This is a genomic window from Alteromonas nitratireducens, from assembly GCF_040812025.1.
In the GTDB taxonomy this organism is placed as follows: Bacteria; Pseudomonadota; Gammaproteobacteria; order Enterobacterales; family Alteromonadaceae; genus Alteromonas; species Alteromonas nitratireducens.
Window position 1 is genome coordinate 392233 of record NZ_JBFNPK010000001.1, and the last position, 16093, is coordinate 408325.

A 16093-nucleotide genomic window follows, 5' to 3' on the forward strand; every position below is an offset into this window, starting at 1 on the left:
CATCATCACGAAGGCTGGCCTGGTGTCAGCCTTCGTCGTTTTCGGCATTAGTCCGTGGTTTACGCCTGACCGGCATCATCCCCGCGTCTTTTCCTTCCATGGTATTCAGTCTGACTGTCTTCGGTTTCGCGGTGTCTTTTTTTACTGTTTTGTCTGATGTGCGTTTCTTTTTCGCTACGGCCTTTTTCTTTTTCGGCTGGAAACCGGTAAACGCTGCAGGCAACGTAGGGTGTACCTCACAGGCAAGCGGGTAGTGCAGGTGTCCGGTCAGGGCAATGAATGCCTGCCAGTCACGCGGCCCCACCAGTGAAATGGCGGTGCCCTGACGACCAGCACGGCCCGTTCGGCCAATCCGATGAATATACTCATCGGGGTTTTTCGGTAGATCGAAATTAATCACCAGCCCGACTTTTACCAGATCTAAACCGCGGGACGCCACATCGGTAGTCACCAGCACCGTGTGCTGACCGCGACCGAATGCACTCATGATGGCCGCCCGCTGAGGCTGCAGTAATTCGCCGTGAAGCGCAATCGCATCCATCCCGGTAGCATTCAGTTGCCGGGCAAGTCGAATGGTATCTTCCCGAGTGGCCACAAACACCACCGCCTGGTTGTAGTCAGTGTCCGAAAGCAATGAAGACAGCAGCGCGTCTTTATGTTCTACATGGTCGGCATAATAGCAGTGCTGGGTAATATCCGTGTGTACCTCCGTTGATTCACCGACCGCCACTCTGACCGCAGCCTGTGTCAGGCGCTTTGTCATGTTATTAAGCTCAATATTATCGAGGGTTGCGGAGAACAGCATGGTCTGACGTTTCCGGTGGTCTGCCGCTTTATTGATGTCGGTCAGAGCGCCGGCAAAGCCGAGATCCATCATCCGGTCTGCTTCGTCAATAATCAGGAGCTCGAGTCCGTTGAGAAAAAATGAACGGTCTTTGAGGTGATCGGCAATGCGTCCGGGCGTGCCAACGATAATATGCGGGTTACGCCGCAGCTGTTTGGCCTGATCATTATAGTTTTCGCCACCCACGACCAGCGTGGTCTGAATGGGCAGTTTATTGGTAAGACTGCGGGTCTCAAGATAGACCTGTTTCGCAAGCTCACGTGTTGGCGCAAGAATAACTGCGCGCGGATCCTGCTTGCTCAGCGGCTTGTTCTGTAACAGGCGGTGTAGCGCAGGGATAAGAAAGGCGAGGGTTTTACCGGATCCGGTTTTTGATGACGCAATAATGTCCTTGCCCTGTAATGCAGGCAAAATGGTTTTTTCCTGAATTTCAGTCAGTTCACTGAAACCTTTGAGTTCCAGTCGTTTAACAATGGTGTGGTTTACCGGTAATTCAGATATGCGCAAAACAAGCCCTCACGAAAAATGCCGCGCTATTATCTATGAAAGAGAGGGGAAGTTAAAGCTGAAGCGAGGTTAAGCAGCCCGCTGCATACGCGGGTGGGCTGCCTAACCCTGCTATAGAGAGGTCAGGCGAACGTCATCTCAGGAATGTCACCGTCAGAGACCAGTTTGCCGGCGGTTTTTTCCCGGATTTCGTCAACCGTAACGCCAGGGGCGCGTTCTTTAAGGTGGAATGCGCCGTCTTTTACTTCCAGTACGGCCAGATCAGTAATGATGCGGGTGATGCAGTTCACCCCGGTCAGCGGCAGAGTGCATGACTGTAGCAGCTTCGAATTACCGTACTTGTCGGCGTGCGTCATGGTCACAATGATATTTTTCGCACCAGCGACCAAATCCATTGCGCCGCCCATGCCTTTAACCAGCTTACCGGGGATCATCCAGGACGCAATGTTACCGTTCACATCCACTTCAAATGCACCGAGCACGGTAAAGTCGACGTGACCACCGCGGATCATGGCAAAGCTTTCTGCCGAGCTGAAAATTGATGCACCGGTCTGTGCAGTCACCGTCTCTTTACCAGCGTTGATCATGTCCGCATCGACTTCGTCTTCTGTCGGGTAGCGACCCATACCCAGCAGACCGTTTTCCGACTGCAGCATTACCTCAATACCGTCTGGTACATAATTAGCCGCAAGAGTGGGAATACCAATGCCCAGGTTTACATAGTTGCCGTCCTGGAATTCCTGCGCGACGCGCATTGCAATTTGTTCACGTGTGAGTGCCATCTTAACGCGCCTCCTGTGTCACTTTTCTTTCAATACGTTTTTCAAACGTGCCCTGAATAACACGATCGACATAAATACCCGGCGTGTGGATTTCTGACGGAGCGAGTTCGCCTGGCTCGACAATTTCTTCAACTTCTACAACCGTAATTTTGCCGGCCGTTGCTGCCATAGGGTTAAAGTTCTGTGCGGTGTGGCGATAGATGCAGTTACCGTATCGGTCAGCTTTCCAGGCTTTGACGATAGCAAAATCACCGGTAATGGCTTCTTCAAGGATGTAAGGGCGACCGTTGAAGTAACGCACGTCTTTGCCTTCACCCACCGGTGTGCCGTAGCCCGTTGCGGTATAAAAAGCCGGAATACCAGCACCACCTGCACGCATTTTTTCTGCCAGCGTGCCCTGTGGAGTGAGCTCTACATCCAGTTCACCAGCCAGTAGCTGCTTTTCGAACAACGCATTTTCGCCCACATAAGATGAAATCATTTTGCTGATCTGCTTGTCCTCAAGCAGGATCCCCAGACCAAATCCGTCGACGCCACAGTTATTCGATACCACGGTCAGCCCTTTGACGCCCATTGTTTTGATTTGTGCAATCAGGCCTTCCGGAATACCACATAAGCCGAAACCGCCGGCAATGACGGTCATGCCGTCTTTAAGACCAGCCATTGCGTCTTCATAGCGGGTTACGACTTTATCGAAACCAGACATAGTTGACTCCTGTATTGTTTTTGTTAACAGAAAAAGTATCTGTGAAGGTGTATTTTTTGTAAAATTAATTTTGTAACAGTATTAATAAATTAAATTGAATAATCGTTATGGCTATCTCTTATCGGAATATGCTGGCATTTTTACGTGTTGCTGAATCTGCCACGTTTGCAGAGGCGGCTGAAAAGCTGCACATCACACAACCAGCACTATCGTCAGCGATCAAGAAAATGGAAGAGCAGCTTGGCGGGCGGTTGTTCAGTCGCAGCACCCGGCGTGTCCAGCTGACCCCAGAGGGTGAAATGTTATTGCCCGCGGCAAAGCGTCTGATAAACGACTGGGACGAAACGTTCGATGATATGCAACATGTGTTTTCGATGAGGCAGGGAAAACTGACGGTTGCCGCGATGCCGTCATTTGCAGACTCGCTGTTGCCCGGCATTCTGAGTCGCTACCACCAGCAATTTCCAGATATTCGTCTTCGCATCCTTGATGTCGTGATGGAGTCCGTGATTGAAAGTGTGCAGTCAGGCAGGGCAGAAATAGGCTTTACCTTCGAGCCTGAAATTGCAGACGGGCTTGAGTTTGTGCCTTTATTCGAAGATAAATTTATTGCGATCGCCAGTCCGGACCATCCGCTGGCGTCGTCGGCCACTGTCAGCTGGGCACAGTGCCTGACATACCCGTTTATTCTGATGAATCGTGGATCAGCGGTGCGTAACTGGACAGAGCAGCGGGCTGCGCAGCACGGTGTGTTATCAGTTGTTGCCGAAACCGGACAACTTGGCTCAGTTGGTCAGCTCGTCGCCCAGGGGCTGGGGATAAGTGTTGTTCCTGCGCTGTGTGAGGGACAGATGGCGGCAAAAGGCCTTATCTGCCTGCCATTCAACGATGGGGCACTGCAAAAACAGGTGGGATTAATTCGCGGTGCACGGCGTGGACTCTCGGTGGCGGCACAAACGCTGTGGGGGCAGTGCCTTGATACCTTCAGCCATCAACCTGCCTGAATCCCTACAACCAGGGGGGCTGCAGCGACATGTCAGTGACCCCCATCACTACCACTTTTTCTTGGGAGCAAACAACTCATCGAGCTCGTCGCGTTCTTCTTCTTTTTTCTTCGCCCGGTCCTGCGCGTTGACGTTTTTCAGGTTATCCTGAATTTCTGCCAGCCAGTCTTTAATGGTGGATAATCTGGACATCGAATACTCATCAGGATTGGCCTGGTTTTCGAGTGCCGTTACGGCTTTTTCAAAGTACTGACGAGCCGAGCCCAGCATGCCCGAATTAAGCGCAGAACGACCGCGTTTAATCAGTGTTTCAACATTTACCTTAATCTGCAGGCGTTCCAGGTGGCGGTCTTCCTCAATGAAAGATCTGGTGTCAATTTTGTTTTTGCTGTGTTCAGAGCGCAGTAATACCCGCAGTTTCTTCACTGCCTGAATATACTGAATGATGAGCTTGTCACTGTCGGGCAGGGCGAATTCAGCAATACTGGCAGTACTGGTGACATCATCCGGTGTCGGGTTTTGCTCGGCAGATTTTATCCGTTGTTTGATTTCGGCTGAACTCGTCAGGTCGTTGATGACTTTCAGTGCATTCAGCACACGTTGCTGCAGAATCGCCATCAGTCGTTGCGACACCGGCATATTGGCGCAGGCCATAAGCACATTTTCGGTTTCATCAACAATGGCTTTTTGCTTTGCAATCTCAGCACGGCGTTCAGCCTCAAGCTTAGCGCGGTGCTGCTGATAGGCGTTAATAAAGATGGCTGCAACCACCAGCAGCACAATGAGTATTATTATTATCGTGAACATCGTGATTTAGGTTTCCTATCTGATTACCCGCATGCGCCAGAGCAGCATACAAATCGAGACTCTATCTATTGTTGTCGGCCAAGTTTACGGTAATTTTACTTCAAATACACTGCCGCCAAGGCTACCACCGTTTGATAGCCTGATTTCACCGCGTCGTTCACCCTGTGAATGCGCTGCGGCAATGAGCTTAGCGAAGAATAAACCCAGGCCGGTGCGGCCCTGACTTAACTGAAACTCATGGACATCCTCATAACTTTTTTCCAGCATGTCGGCAGGATAGCCCCGTCCGTCATCTTCTATCCGAACAGACAGGTAATCGTCGTTGACAGCCGCAGACAATTTCAGTTTTGAGGTACCATATTTGAGTGCATTGACCACGACATCGTTGATCAACAGATAAACCAGTTCGCTGTCCAGATACCAGCTTAACCCTTCGTCTATCGCAATTTCCACATCGATGTTTTTTTGTTCCATATACAGTCGGTTGGAATCAATCACATCATTGATTAAATCAAAAATAAAACATTCGTCTACGGTAATGGGTAATCGTTCAAGTTCTGCCCGGTAAAGCGACAGGATCTGGACCAGGTTGGTATTCAGGCGAGACGCTTCGTAATGCACACTGGCGACCTGTTCGCGTGCCGCAAGATTGTCTGCCGGCAGCGATGACGCAAGGTTTTCTATGGACTGGATAAGCAGAAATAACGAGTTTTTCATATCATGCACAGCCGCAGCCAGGACAGACGAAAAGTCTATTTGATTGTGGGATGGCTTATCTGTGCTCATTGTGTCTCGTTACCTGCGCAATGGTTATGCTACTATCAGACCGATACCATAGATCTTTTGTGATTCTTGACCACGGGCAGGTCAGTGTCAATGACCTATGGTATTCTTAAAAAGATTTGGTTATAACAATGCTATTATTAAGTCTTTCTGGTAATGAGGCGGTCACCCCATGAAATTACAGCAACTACGATACATTGTTGAAGTCGTTAATAACAACCTCAATGTGTCGGCAACCGCAGAAAGTCTTTACACGTCACAGCCTGGAATCAGTAAACAGGTGAGAATGCTGGAAGATGAGTTGGGGGTGCAGATATTTGGTCGCAGTGGTAAGCACTTAACGCACGTTACAGATGCCGGTCGTGATGTGATTAATATTGCCCGCGAGATCCTGGCCAAAGTGGAAAGTATTAAGGCCGTCTCGCGTGAACATACCCTGCCTGATCAGGGGAAACTCAACATTGCAACGACTCATACGCAGGCGCGTTATGCCTTGCCAGGGGTTATTCAGGGTTTTATGAACAAATACCCCAAAGTGTCGTTGCATATGCACCAGGGAACCCCTTCGCAAATCAGTGACCTCGCGGCAAAAGGGGAAGCAGATTTCGCGATTGCTACCGAGGCACTGCACCTGTACAACGATTTAGTCATGCTGCCGTGTTATCACTGGAATCGCAGTGTTATCGTCAATAAAGCACACCCTCTGGCAAAGAAAGACTCCATTGATATCAGTGATATTGCAAAGTATCCGCTGGTAACCTACGTGTTTGGTTTTACCGGACGCTCTGAACTGGATCAGGCGTTTGAGCGGGCCGGACTTACCCCTAAGATTGTGTTTACTGCGACCGATGCCGATGTCATAAAAACCTACGTCAGATTGGGCGTTGGAATTGGGGTTATTGCCTCAATGGCAGTAAGTGACGAGATAGACAACGACCTGGTTAAAATCGATGCCAGTCATCTGTTTGACTACAGCACGACGAAAATAGGTTTCCGCAAGGGATCATTTCTACGCAGTTACATGTATGACTTTATCGAGCGCTTTGCGCCGCATCTGACCCGCGAGAACGTAGAAAAAGCCATGATGCTTAAAAACAATGATGAAGTGGAAAAAATGTTCAAGGGCGTGACCCTGCCGGTAAAATAGCAGGGCCGCTGACGGTTAGCATTCAATAATATTGACCGCGAGACCGCCTCTGGCGGTTTCTTTGTATTTGGTCTTCATGTCATTGCCGGTGTCGCGCATGGTTTTAATCACCTTGTCGAGCGATACTTTGTGTTCGCCAGTGCCACGCAGCGCCAGACGCGATGCATTGATAGCTTTAATGGCGCCCATGGCATTGCGCTCAATGCACGGGACCTGAACCAGTCCGCCAACCGGGTCGCAGGTGAGGCCAAGGTTATGCTCCATCCCGATTTCAGCAGCGTTCTCTACCGCCAACACCGTGCCGCCCATGATCTCTGCCAGTGCGCCGGCCGCCATTGAACAGGCGACGCCAACTTCGCCCTGACAACCCACCTCAGCACCGGAAATTGACGCGTTTTCCTTATAAAGAATGCCAATTGCACCGGCGGTAAGCAGGAAGCGAGACGCAGTTTCAGCGTCAACGGGACGGATAAACTTGTCAACATACTGCAGGACGGCAGGAATGATACCGGCCGCACCATTTGTTGGGGCGGTGACAACCCGGCCACCCGCTGCATTCTCTTCGTTTACCGCAAGGGCAAACAGGTTGACCCAGTCCATGGTTTGCATCGGATCATTAGAATGTTCTGTCTGTAAGCGACGGTACAGGGCAGGTGCACGACGCACAACCTTCAGTCCGCCCGGCAAAATCCCCTCGCTTTCGATACCGCGCTGGATACAGGATTTCATGACCTGCCAGATCTCATGCAGCTTGTCTTTGACTTCGTGCGCAGGGCGGTGTACCGATTCATTTTTCAGCATCAGCGAACTAATGCTCAGGCCATTAGCTTTACAGGTGTCAATTAACTCGGCGGCTGTCTTAAATGGAAATGGCACTTTGGCGTGCTGTGCAATCGCATTCGCCTTGGTGGTATCAAAGTCTTCATCTTTGATAATAAAACCACCGCCGATACTGTAATAGGTTTGTGTTTTAAGCGCTTCATCCTTGTCCCAGGCCGTAAGAGTCAGGGCATTAGCGTGCTTAGGCAGGGTTTTACGCCGATGAAAAACGATCGCGTTTTTGTTTGGGAAGCGGACATCACGAAGGCCGTTCAGCCGTATCTTCTGCTGGGTGTGGACCTCTTCCAGCATCATCTCAATTTTATCGACATCCACCGTCTCCGGCTCTTCACCAAGCAACCCCAGAATAACGGCTTTACCGGTACCATGACCTTTACCAGTCTGGCCGAGGGAACCAAACAGCTCCACTGACACTTCTGTGACACGTTCAAAACTTGCGCTATCGTCATTCAGCTCGCGCGCAAATTCAGCGGCTGCGCGCATCGGCCCGACAGTGTGGGAACTCGAGGGGCCAATACCAATGCTGAACATATCAAAAACGCTAATCATAGGGTCAGATCCTTTTTTTTACTGGTGTGACAAAACACGGTGGTTCTTTTTATTTGGCGCGATCTTGCTATGCATTGCGCTGAACTACAATAGGTTCAGACTCACAATTACGTGGTAAGACCAACCGGAGTGTAAAGTTTCGTGGTACAGCAAACCAGTGATGCTATTGACCTTGGTTGATGAAATCACTGAGGTCAAGGTGGTGGGCGAGGTTTCTGAGCATGGCAGCAGTAGCACCCCAGATAAGCCGGTCCTTATACTGGATAAAATACAGAGGAAAGCGCTGTCCCTGCCGTTCAAAGTGGTAAGTGAAGTGGTTTCGCTTATCCATCAGGAAGTCCAGTGGCGCCGTGAACACCGAGTCAACCTCATTGGTGTCAATGACATAATCAAAGCCGGGGGTGACGCTGCCAATGACCGGCTTAATCACAAAGCCACTGATCGTGCGGTAATCCGGTAGCGAGCCTAGGCACTGGACCCGTTCAGGGGGCAGGCCAATTTCTTCTCTGGCCTCACGCAGTGCTGTGTCGAGGGAGTCCTTGTCGCCCGGTTCGGCGGCGCCACCGGGAAAGCTGATTTGGCCGGGATGGGAACGAAGGTGGCTGGCACGCTGCGTGAGGATGACCTCGAGATGGGTTGTATGGTCGAGTAAAGGGATGAGCACTGCGGCTTCACGTGCACGCTTTTTCAGAGGATAGTCGGGTTCATGCGTGATCTGTCTGAGATGATGAAAGCGGCGAAGAAAATCTTGTTTAGTCATGGGGCGCAGCCGTTTATGAATTATCAAGCACGGGTAGAATTTTAGCGACTTTGTCGAGTGTTTCCTGATATTCGCTGAGCGGATCGGAGTCGAGAACGATACCGCCACCCGCCCAGCAGTGGATCGTTTGATTTTCTATCAGCAGGGTCCGTATACAAATACTCGAGTCCATATCGCCCAGCATCCCCATATAAAAAACGGATCCACAGTAAATGTTGCGTCTGTGGGGTTCGAGTTCGTCAATTATTTCCATTGCCCGCACTTTGGGGGCGCCGGTAATGGAGCCGCCTGGAAATGCACCGGCAAGTAAGTCGAGCGGGGTTGATGTCTCACCAAGCTGTCCTGTCACTGTACTCACCATATGGTGTACTGCGGGGAAGCTTTCAAGCGCAAACAAGGCCGGAACCGTCACACTGCCGGGCTGACAGTGTTTGCTGATATCGTTTCTGAGCAGATCGACAATCATGAGGTTTTCAGCCCGATCTTTTTCCGCGCTGAGCAGTTCGTTAGCGATGGCGGCATCCTGCTCTGGCGTGTTTCCACGAGGCCGTGTGCCTTTAATCGGCTTGGTCTGGACGTGGCCATCGCGGTCAACCGATAAAAAGCGTTCAGGAGAAATACTCAGGATCACGCTTTCCTCAGACCGGATAAACGCGGAAAAGGGGGCCTGATTCGCCTGGCGCAGTCGCTGATAAGCCTCAAAGGGATCGCCAGTGCACGCGGCACTGAACCGTTGTGCCATATTTACCTGATAGCAGTCTCCGGCATTCAGATAGGCATCGATGCGATGGAGCGCATCAACATAGGCGACTTTTGTCAGGTTGGAGCGCCAGGGAGAGGTGAGGGTAAAAGGCTGGCCCGATGACCTGTCGTCATCCCCTGAGAACAGGAAGCTGCGGTCCAGCACCGGTAAAGAAGCCAGTCTGCAATGATAAACCTGGCCCGTCTGATTATCCTGAATAAGTGATTGCGTAAAGCAGCCGACGGCGAGATCGGCACAGCGATAATCATCGTTTGCGTGGTTGGGTAATGTCTCGTAACAACGCCCGATGTCATAGCCGGCAAACCCGGCAACTCCGATAATGAAAGGCAGTCTGTCAGCAAGATGACGGCTGTCAGGATGAATTGTCAGATCACTGAAATACTGCTTATGGCAGTCTGCCACTACCTGAAACGGCGTCGAGTTGTGCAGTTCGGTATGTCCGGTTTCACAACAATAAGACAGTGTTTTGCCATGTCGGGTACGGATCACTCTGAACGGCGACCAGAGCATGACAGAAAAGCGGCCATCCTGCTGACCGCCGGCTGAATCGAGCAGTGTCGCCATCTCGGTCTGACTGACGCTGGCAAAAACATCGCTCAGACAATGTGACTCAGGGAGGCTGACAGGTTCAATAATGACTTGGTTGGCGTGCATCTCAGGCATACAGCTTTTTTTCGTACCTACATTGGGTGTTGCAGAGTTGAGTTATGACACAGTCTGTCACTGACAGATCTACACAATGAATCCATCCGTTTTACTTGGTGAGACCGATTCAGTTGCGCTAGTATACGGGTTTTTAGCGTGCTAAGACCATGTTTGGCTAACAGAAAAAAGAGGATGCCATGACCGTAATCCGTCAACAAGACTTCATAGACAGTATTGAAGATGCCCTGCAGTTTATTTCTTACTACCATCCGCTCGACTACGTTAAAGCGGTGGAGAAGGCGTACCTGAAAGAAGAAAGTCAGGCTGCAAAGGACGCAATGGCGCAAATTCTGATTAATTCACGTATGTCAGCAGAAGGCAAACGTCCGTTGTGCCAGGATACCGGTATTGTTACCTGCTTTGTCAAAATCGGTATGTCAGTAACCTGGGATAAAACCGATATGACGGTGCAGGAAATGGTGGATGAAGGCACCCGTCGTGCTTACACCAACAGCGACAACCCACTACGTGCATCGATTGTGGCCGACCCTGCTGGCGCACGTAAAAACACCAAGGATAATACCCCTGCGGTGGTGCACATTGATATGGTGCCGGGTGACAAGATTGAAGTCATGATTGCGGCCAAAGGCGGCGGTTCTGAAAACAAATCGAAAATGGTCATGCTGAACCCCAGTGACGACATTGTTGAATGGGTAGTGAAAACGCTGCCAACCATGGGGGCAGGTTGGTGCCCGCCAGGTATGCTGGGTATTGGTATCGGCGGTACCGCAGAGAAAGCCGCGGTATTAGCAAAAGAAAGCCTGATGGATCCGGTAGATATTCAGGAACTCATCGAGCGTGGCCCACAAACCACCGATGAGAAATTGCGCCTGGATATCTTCAATGCAGTGAATAAACTGGGTATCGGTGCACAGGGCCTGGGCGGTCTGACAACCGTGGTTGACGTAAAAATCAAATCACTGCCTACCCACGCTGCCTCAAAACCGGTCGCAATGATCCCGAATTGTGCGGCCACACGCCATGCACATTTCTATCTGGATGGATCTGGTCCGGCTGAATTAAATGCGCCGAAACTGGAAGAGTGGCCGGAAGTGACCTGGGAGGTCGGCGAGAACACCCGACGTGTAAATCTGGATACAGTAACAAAAGAAGATATCCAGGAATGGAAAGTGGGTGAAACCGTATTGCTGAGCGGAAAAATGCTGACAGGCCGGGATGCTGCACACAAGCGTATTCAAACCATGCTGGATAATGGTGAAGGTCTGCCGGAAGGCGTGGATCTGACTAACCGCTTTATTTACTACGTTGGCCCGGTTGACGCAGTTGGTGATGAGGTGGTTGGCCCGGCTGGCCCGACAACCGCAACACGTATGGATAAGTTTACCGACATGATGCTGGATAAAACCGGTCTGATTGGCATGATTGGTAAAGCGGAGCGGGGCCCTGCAACGGTTGAATCGATTGCTAAGCACAAGGCGGTATATCTGATGGCCGTTGGCGGTGCGGCTTACCTGGTGTCAAAAGCCATTAAGAAAGCCCGTGTTGTTGCGTTCGAAGATCTGGGTATGGAAGCCATTTATGAATTTGAAGTGGAAGATATGCCGGTTACTGTGGCTGTCGACAGCACTGGCGCGAACGCGCACGAAACAGGCCCGGCAATCTGGAAAGCCAAAATCGCCGATCTGGACGCGGCACTGTCAAAATAAAAACAACGAACGGTAATTGTGAGGCGGCACCTCGGGCAGGTGCCGTCTTTGTTTACTCCATGGAATTCGAATGTCGTTACTAAGTAATCTTCCTGTAGAAATGTACTCCCTGCTGGTATTGTGTGCTGCCGCTGGTAGTGGTGCAGGCTATTTTCTGGCTGCACGTCGTGCACGCAAACAATGGGAGCAGCAATCGTCAGTGCTGGAGCAACAGGCCAGTGCTGAGCGAGAACGTCTGACGCTGCAGTTACATGATAAAGAATCTGCGGTTAATGCGTTACACGAATCACAACTTGCGTTGCAGTCTCAGTTAGGCAGTATGACGCAAAAAGCCAGTCAGTATGAATCGCTACTGAGCGATTACAAAACATTGCAACAGGAATACCGTGAGCTGCAGGAGTCAATGTCGTCGCTGCGTGCCCGCCATGAATCGCAAACCGCCAGCCTCGAAGCAATGAAGCGTGAACAGCAGGAGAAAATTGCACTTCTCGAAAACACCGAGCAGCGACTGCAAACGCAGTTTGAGAACCTTGCCAATAAAATATTCGATGCCAAAAGTGAAAATTACCTCAAGCAGAATAAGCAAGGACTGGATGCCATTCTTACCCCGCTTAAAGAGCAGATTGACGGATTCAAAAAGCAGGTTACCGATCACTACGTTAAAGAAGGTCAGGAAAGGGCGTCACTGAAAACAGAGATCCTTAGCCTGAAAGAACTGAATAACCGCATTACTGAGGAAGCGGCCGCACTGACAATGGCGCTTAAAGGTAACAATAAGGCACAAGGTAACTGGGGCGAAGTGGTACTTGAGCGGATCCTCAAAGAATCGGGGCTTCGCGAGGGGCATGAGTTTGAAACGCAGGTCTCTGTCAGAACTGAGGACGGCAAATTGCAGCAGCCGGATGTGGTTGTACACTTGCCTGACGACAAAGACGTTGTGATTGATTCGAAGGTCAGCCTGGCCGCGTATGAGCGTTACTTTAACAGTGATGACGAGACCGAAAAGAAACGGTATCTGAGTGAGCATGTTGCTTCGCTGAAAGGACACATAAAAGGGCTTGGCGCCAAGGACTATCATGAATTAAAAGCATTGCGTACGCTCGATTACGTGCTGATGTTTATTCCTATTGAGTCTGCATTTTTGCTGGCGATTGATGAGGATCCTGAGCTTATCAATCTGGCGCTGAATAATAATATTATGCTGGTCAGCCCAACTAACCTTCTGGTTGCACTGCGCACAATTAACAATATCTGGCAGTATGAATACCAGAATCAGAATGCGCAGAAAATTGCGACCAATGCAGCCAAACTCTACGATAAGTTTGTTGGTTTTGTTGCTGATCTGGAAAAAGTGGGCAAGTCCATTGAAGGTGCAAACAAGCATTACGAAATGGCGATGAACAAGCTGTCACAGGGTCGTGGAAACCTGGTTCGTCAGGTTGAGCAGTTCAGGGAACTAGGCGTCCAGCCGAGCAAACGCCTTTCCGGTGACCTTGCTCAGGATAATGCCGACAGCGACTGATGAACCGGATCATTAAACAGCCGGGCTTTGTCCCGGCCACTGGTTTTTGCCTGATACAGCGCGGTATCTGCCTGCGTTAACATCTGGTCAAGTGAGCTGGCACCCTCACTGGTTGCGCAGCCGATACTGACCGTAAGTGGCTCGCTCAGTCCGTTAATTTGGGTATTGCGGAACCGTTCACACAGCAGATTCGCGGCACGAATGGCACGCTGGCCTGAAACGTCGGTCAGAATTACGATAAATTCCTCACCGCCAAACCGTCCACAGTGCCGGCTGTCGCCGGTTTCGCTTTCCAGCAGCCGGGCGACGTGCTGCAGCGCTGCATCGCCGGCGCTGTGGCCATGATTGTCATTGATCGCTTTAAAATAGTCGACGTCAATCATCAGAATGCAAAAGTCTTTTTTCTCTTTTTCATGGGCTTGCCAGAGCGCTTCGAGGCGCTCATTCACGGCGCGGCGATTTGGCAGCCCGGTTAGCTGATCATGAGTAGCAAAAAAGCGCATCCGAAGGAGGATGCGGGTCAGTGACGCGGCAAATACAGTAGCATTCAGCGTTAATACCAGCACGATGTAAGTCCAGATGACACCCTGATTGGTACTTTCATAGGCCATGAATTTATTAGCGACAGACGGGTGACTGAACAGAACGGCAGACTTGGTTGCCAGCATCACGGTTATCAGCATATCAGGCAGGCTGAGCGCAATACCGGCAAAGGGTAGTGCGTCGTCTGTGATTCGACGAACCTTAATAACGCAGGCATGCGCCATTACCGCCGCTGAGCCCGCGTAGAGCAGGGCAAGTACAGCGGACTTTGGCATTGAAGTTAGCAGCCATAGCGCACTGGCTATGATCACAAGCACACCTTGGAGCATCAATGGGATATAGCTGTCGTCGATTCGGTAAAGCCGTTTTATCGCCAGTTCGTAACAACACACGGCAACGGCAAGTGCCGACAGGGACAACACGCTGAGATAGCTGAAAGGATAATCCCTTGCCGCAGCGAGCAGAATGACGGCGATAACAAGCAGATTGGTGAGCGCAAAACGCAGGCTTGCCGTTCTGTAAATTCTTAACGGTGTGGCCATCAGCAGCCATGCAAGTGATGACGTGCCGGCAATCAGAATAATGACGAAAAACAAAGAGCTATGACTATCGTCGATAAGGCTATACAAACTGCTTCCAAACCTGACGCAAAATGTAGATATCTATACACAGTATCAACATACTACATTGTGAGACCAGGTTGAACAGTCTACTTTGGTTTAAAAAAAACGTGATAGTCACCAGACGGCAGAAGCTCGTTGTTTTTGGCGGGGCGCTTTGCCGCAATGATGAGCCCAAAAAAGAGGAAAGGGCGTGAATGCTGACGTTCTCTGCGCTGATTATGGCTGTCGGGGAGCATTAGCAGCTCCCCGCAGATGCAAAGAAACTAACGGTTTCGACCAAATTTGTCGTGGCTTGATACCCAGTGACCACTAATGACTGCACACGCCAGCGAAATGTCACCAGCCAGAACTGTCGCAGCGACAATTTCAGCCAGTTTGTTGGCTTTGCCTTTGCCAACACAACCAAGCAATGCAAGACACTCCTGTTGCGTGGGTAGGCCTGTGCCGCCACCATAGGTCGCGACAATCAGCGACGGCAGGGTGACCGACAGATACAAATCGCCGTTTTCCAGTAGTTCGTGAGACAACAATCCGGCATGAGACTCGACCACGTTGGCTTCATCCTGACCGGTGGCGATAAACAACGACGCAATGCCATTGGCAGAATGCGGCCCATTATACGCAGCGCCTGCCAGCATCGCCCCGGTATTCGCCAGCACAGAAGAGCGGGCCATCAGACGGGTGTCGACTTTCATGAGTTTTTGCATGACATCCTGCTTGAGTACCACTTCAGCAATAACACGCTTTCCGCGCGAATGAAGCATATTCAGATGTGAATGCTTTTTATCGGTATCCATATTACCGGACAACAGATACTGGCATTTGCCCGGATAGTGCTTCACTATCCATTCGCACGCGGCGAGTGTTGCCTTGCCAACCATATTCTGCCCGGCCGCATCGCCGGTAGTATAGTTGAAGCGGACGTAGCGAAGTTTCGACACAGACCACTGTTCAAGGTGGGTCAGTTTTCCGACTGACGTGGTGGACTCTGCCGCCTGTGCAATGCCCTCCATGTTGTCATCCAGCCATCCACCAAAGTCGCGGGCCTCGCGGGCGTCAGCGAAAATAAAGGCAGGCGCTCGCTGCATAAACTGCTCAACAACCGTGGTTTTGACACCACCACATTCATTGATCACCCGCATTCCGCGACTGTAACTGGCGACCAGTGTGCCTTCGGTAGTAGCCAGCGGAACATAAAACCGGCCATTAGCATGTTCACCATTGATATCGATAGGACCTGCCACGCCGACCGGCATCTGGACGATGCCAATAAAGTTTTCAATATTGCCGGGCAGACATGCTGGATCTATTGAAAACTGGGAAGTGTGCTCAAACGTTGCACCGGTATGTTCATTAAGAAAGTCGCGGCGCTTCTTGGCCTGTTCATGACTGTAGTCGTTCTGACCATCGCGTGGAATTCGATAACGTCCGTCGCCCATAGTGTTCTCCTTTATGTGCCTGATTCCACTATACAGGAGACGGGTGACGAATCTATGACCAGATGACTGGTAAGAGCAATAAAAAAGCCCGGCGATTGCCGG

Annotated in this window: 14 protein-coding genes; 4 read left to right on the forward strand and 10 right to left on the reverse strand. The window is 50.8% G+C overall.

Annotation, left to right across the window (positions count from 1 at the left end; genetic code table 11):
- Nucleotides 1-25: 25 nt before the first annotated feature.
- From AB1N33_RS01750 to AB1N33_RS01760, 3 genes are all read right to left on the reverse strand, one after another.
- Nucleotides 26-1351, reverse strand: coding sequence for a DEAD/DEAH box helicase (locus AB1N33_RS01750; RefSeq protein ID WP_411269802.1), 1326 nt, complete (start codon nt 1349-1351; stop codon nt 26-28).
- A 122-nt stretch (nt 1352-1473) separates the two neighbouring features.
- Nucleotides 1474-2133: a CoA transferase subunit B gene (locus AB1N33_RS01755; protein ID WP_411269803.1), complete on the reverse strand. Its 660-nt coding sequence runs from the start codon at nt 2131-2133 to the stop codon at nt 1474-1476.
- A 1-nt stretch (nt 2134) separates the two neighbouring features.
- The gene (locus tag AB1N33_RS01760) at nt 2135-2839 is read right to left on the reverse strand and encodes a CoA transferase subunit A (protein ID WP_411269804.1); all 705 of its coding nucleotides are present in this window, start codon (nt 2837-2839) and stop codon (nt 2135-2137) included.
- 107 nt (nt 2840-2946) lie between these two features.
- Here AB1N33_RS01760 and AB1N33_RS01765 point away from each other — a divergent pair, with 107 nt between their 5' ends.
- Complete coding sequence (locus AB1N33_RS01765) at nt 2947-3843, forward strand: LysR family transcriptional regulator (protein WP_411269805.1); 897 nt, start codon at nt 2947-2949, stop codon at nt 3841-3843.
- Nucleotides 3844-3891: 48 nt separating this feature from the next.
- On the opposite strand, the gene AB1N33_RS01770 is transcribed toward AB1N33_RS01765, so the two are convergent.
- Nucleotides 3892-4650: a hypothetical protein gene (locus AB1N33_RS01770; RefSeq protein WP_411269806.1), complete on the reverse strand. Its 759-nt coding sequence runs from the start codon at nt 4648-4650 to the stop codon at nt 3892-3894.
- 84 nt (nt 4651-4734) lie between these two features.
- Entirely contained in the window at nt 4735-5436 is a 702-nt protein-coding gene (locus AB1N33_RS01775; RefSeq protein ID WP_411269807.1) for a sensor histidine kinase, read from the reverse strand.
- Nucleotides 5437-5605: 169 nt separating this feature from the next.
- Between AB1N33_RS01775 and cysB the strand changes: the two genes are divergently transcribed.
- Nucleotides 5606-6580, forward strand: a complete 975-nt coding sequence (gene cysB / locus AB1N33_RS01780) for an HTH-type transcriptional regulator CysB (RefSeq protein ID WP_411269808.1) — start codon at nt 5606-5608, stop codon at nt 6578-6580.
- Between the two features lie 15 nt (nt 6581-6595).
- On the opposite strand, the gene AB1N33_RS01785 is transcribed toward cysB, so the two are convergent.
- From AB1N33_RS01785 to pabB, 3 genes are all read right to left on the reverse strand, one after another.
- Nucleotides 6596-7969, reverse strand: coding sequence for an L-serine ammonia-lyase (locus AB1N33_RS01785; protein ID WP_411269809.1), 1374 nt, complete (start codon nt 7967-7969; stop codon nt 6596-6598).
- A 163-nt stretch (nt 7970-8132) separates the two neighbouring features.
- Entirely contained in the window at nt 8133-8729 is a 597-nt protein-coding gene (locus tag AB1N33_RS01790) for a CoA pyrophosphatase (protein WP_411269810.1), read from the reverse strand.
- 13 nt (nt 8730-8742) lie between these two features.
- Nucleotides 8743-10155: an aminodeoxychorismate synthase component I gene (gene pabB / locus AB1N33_RS01795; RefSeq protein WP_411269811.1), complete on the reverse strand. Its 1413-nt coding sequence runs from the start codon at nt 10153-10155 to the stop codon at nt 8743-8745.
- A 179-nt stretch (nt 10156-10334) separates the two neighbouring features.
- Here pabB and AB1N33_RS01800 point away from each other — a divergent pair, with 179 nt between their 5' ends.
- Both AB1N33_RS01800 and rmuC read left to right on the forward strand, forming a co-directional pair.
- Nucleotides 10335-11864, forward strand: a complete 1530-nt coding sequence (locus AB1N33_RS01800; protein WP_411269812.1) for a fumarate hydratase — start codon at nt 10335-10337, stop codon at nt 11862-11864.
- 70 nt (nt 11865-11934) lie between these two features.
- Nucleotides 11935-13386 (forward strand): DNA recombination protein RmuC, encoded by a 1452-nt coding sequence (gene rmuC / locus AB1N33_RS01805; RefSeq protein WP_411269813.1) that lies wholly within the window; start codon nt 11935-11937, stop codon nt 13384-13386.
- Here the strand turns inward: rmuC and AB1N33_RS01810 are convergent.
- Both AB1N33_RS01810 and AB1N33_RS01815 read right to left on the reverse strand, forming a co-directional pair.
- Nucleotides 13362-14558 carry a GGDEF domain-containing protein gene (locus tag AB1N33_RS01810; RefSeq protein WP_411269814.1) on the reverse strand — a complete coding sequence of 399 codons (1197 nt, stop codon included), beginning with the start codon at nt 14556-14558 and terminating at the stop codon, nt 13362-13364. The genes rmuC and AB1N33_RS01810 overlap by 25 nt on opposite strands.
- A gap of 257 nt (nt 14559-14815) precedes the next feature.
- Nucleotides 14816-15991 (reverse strand): hydroxymethylglutaryl-CoA reductase, encoded by a 1176-nt coding sequence (locus AB1N33_RS01815; RefSeq protein WP_411269815.1) that lies wholly within the window; start codon nt 15989-15991, stop codon nt 14816-14818.
- Nucleotides 15992-16093 lie beyond the last annotated feature (102 nt).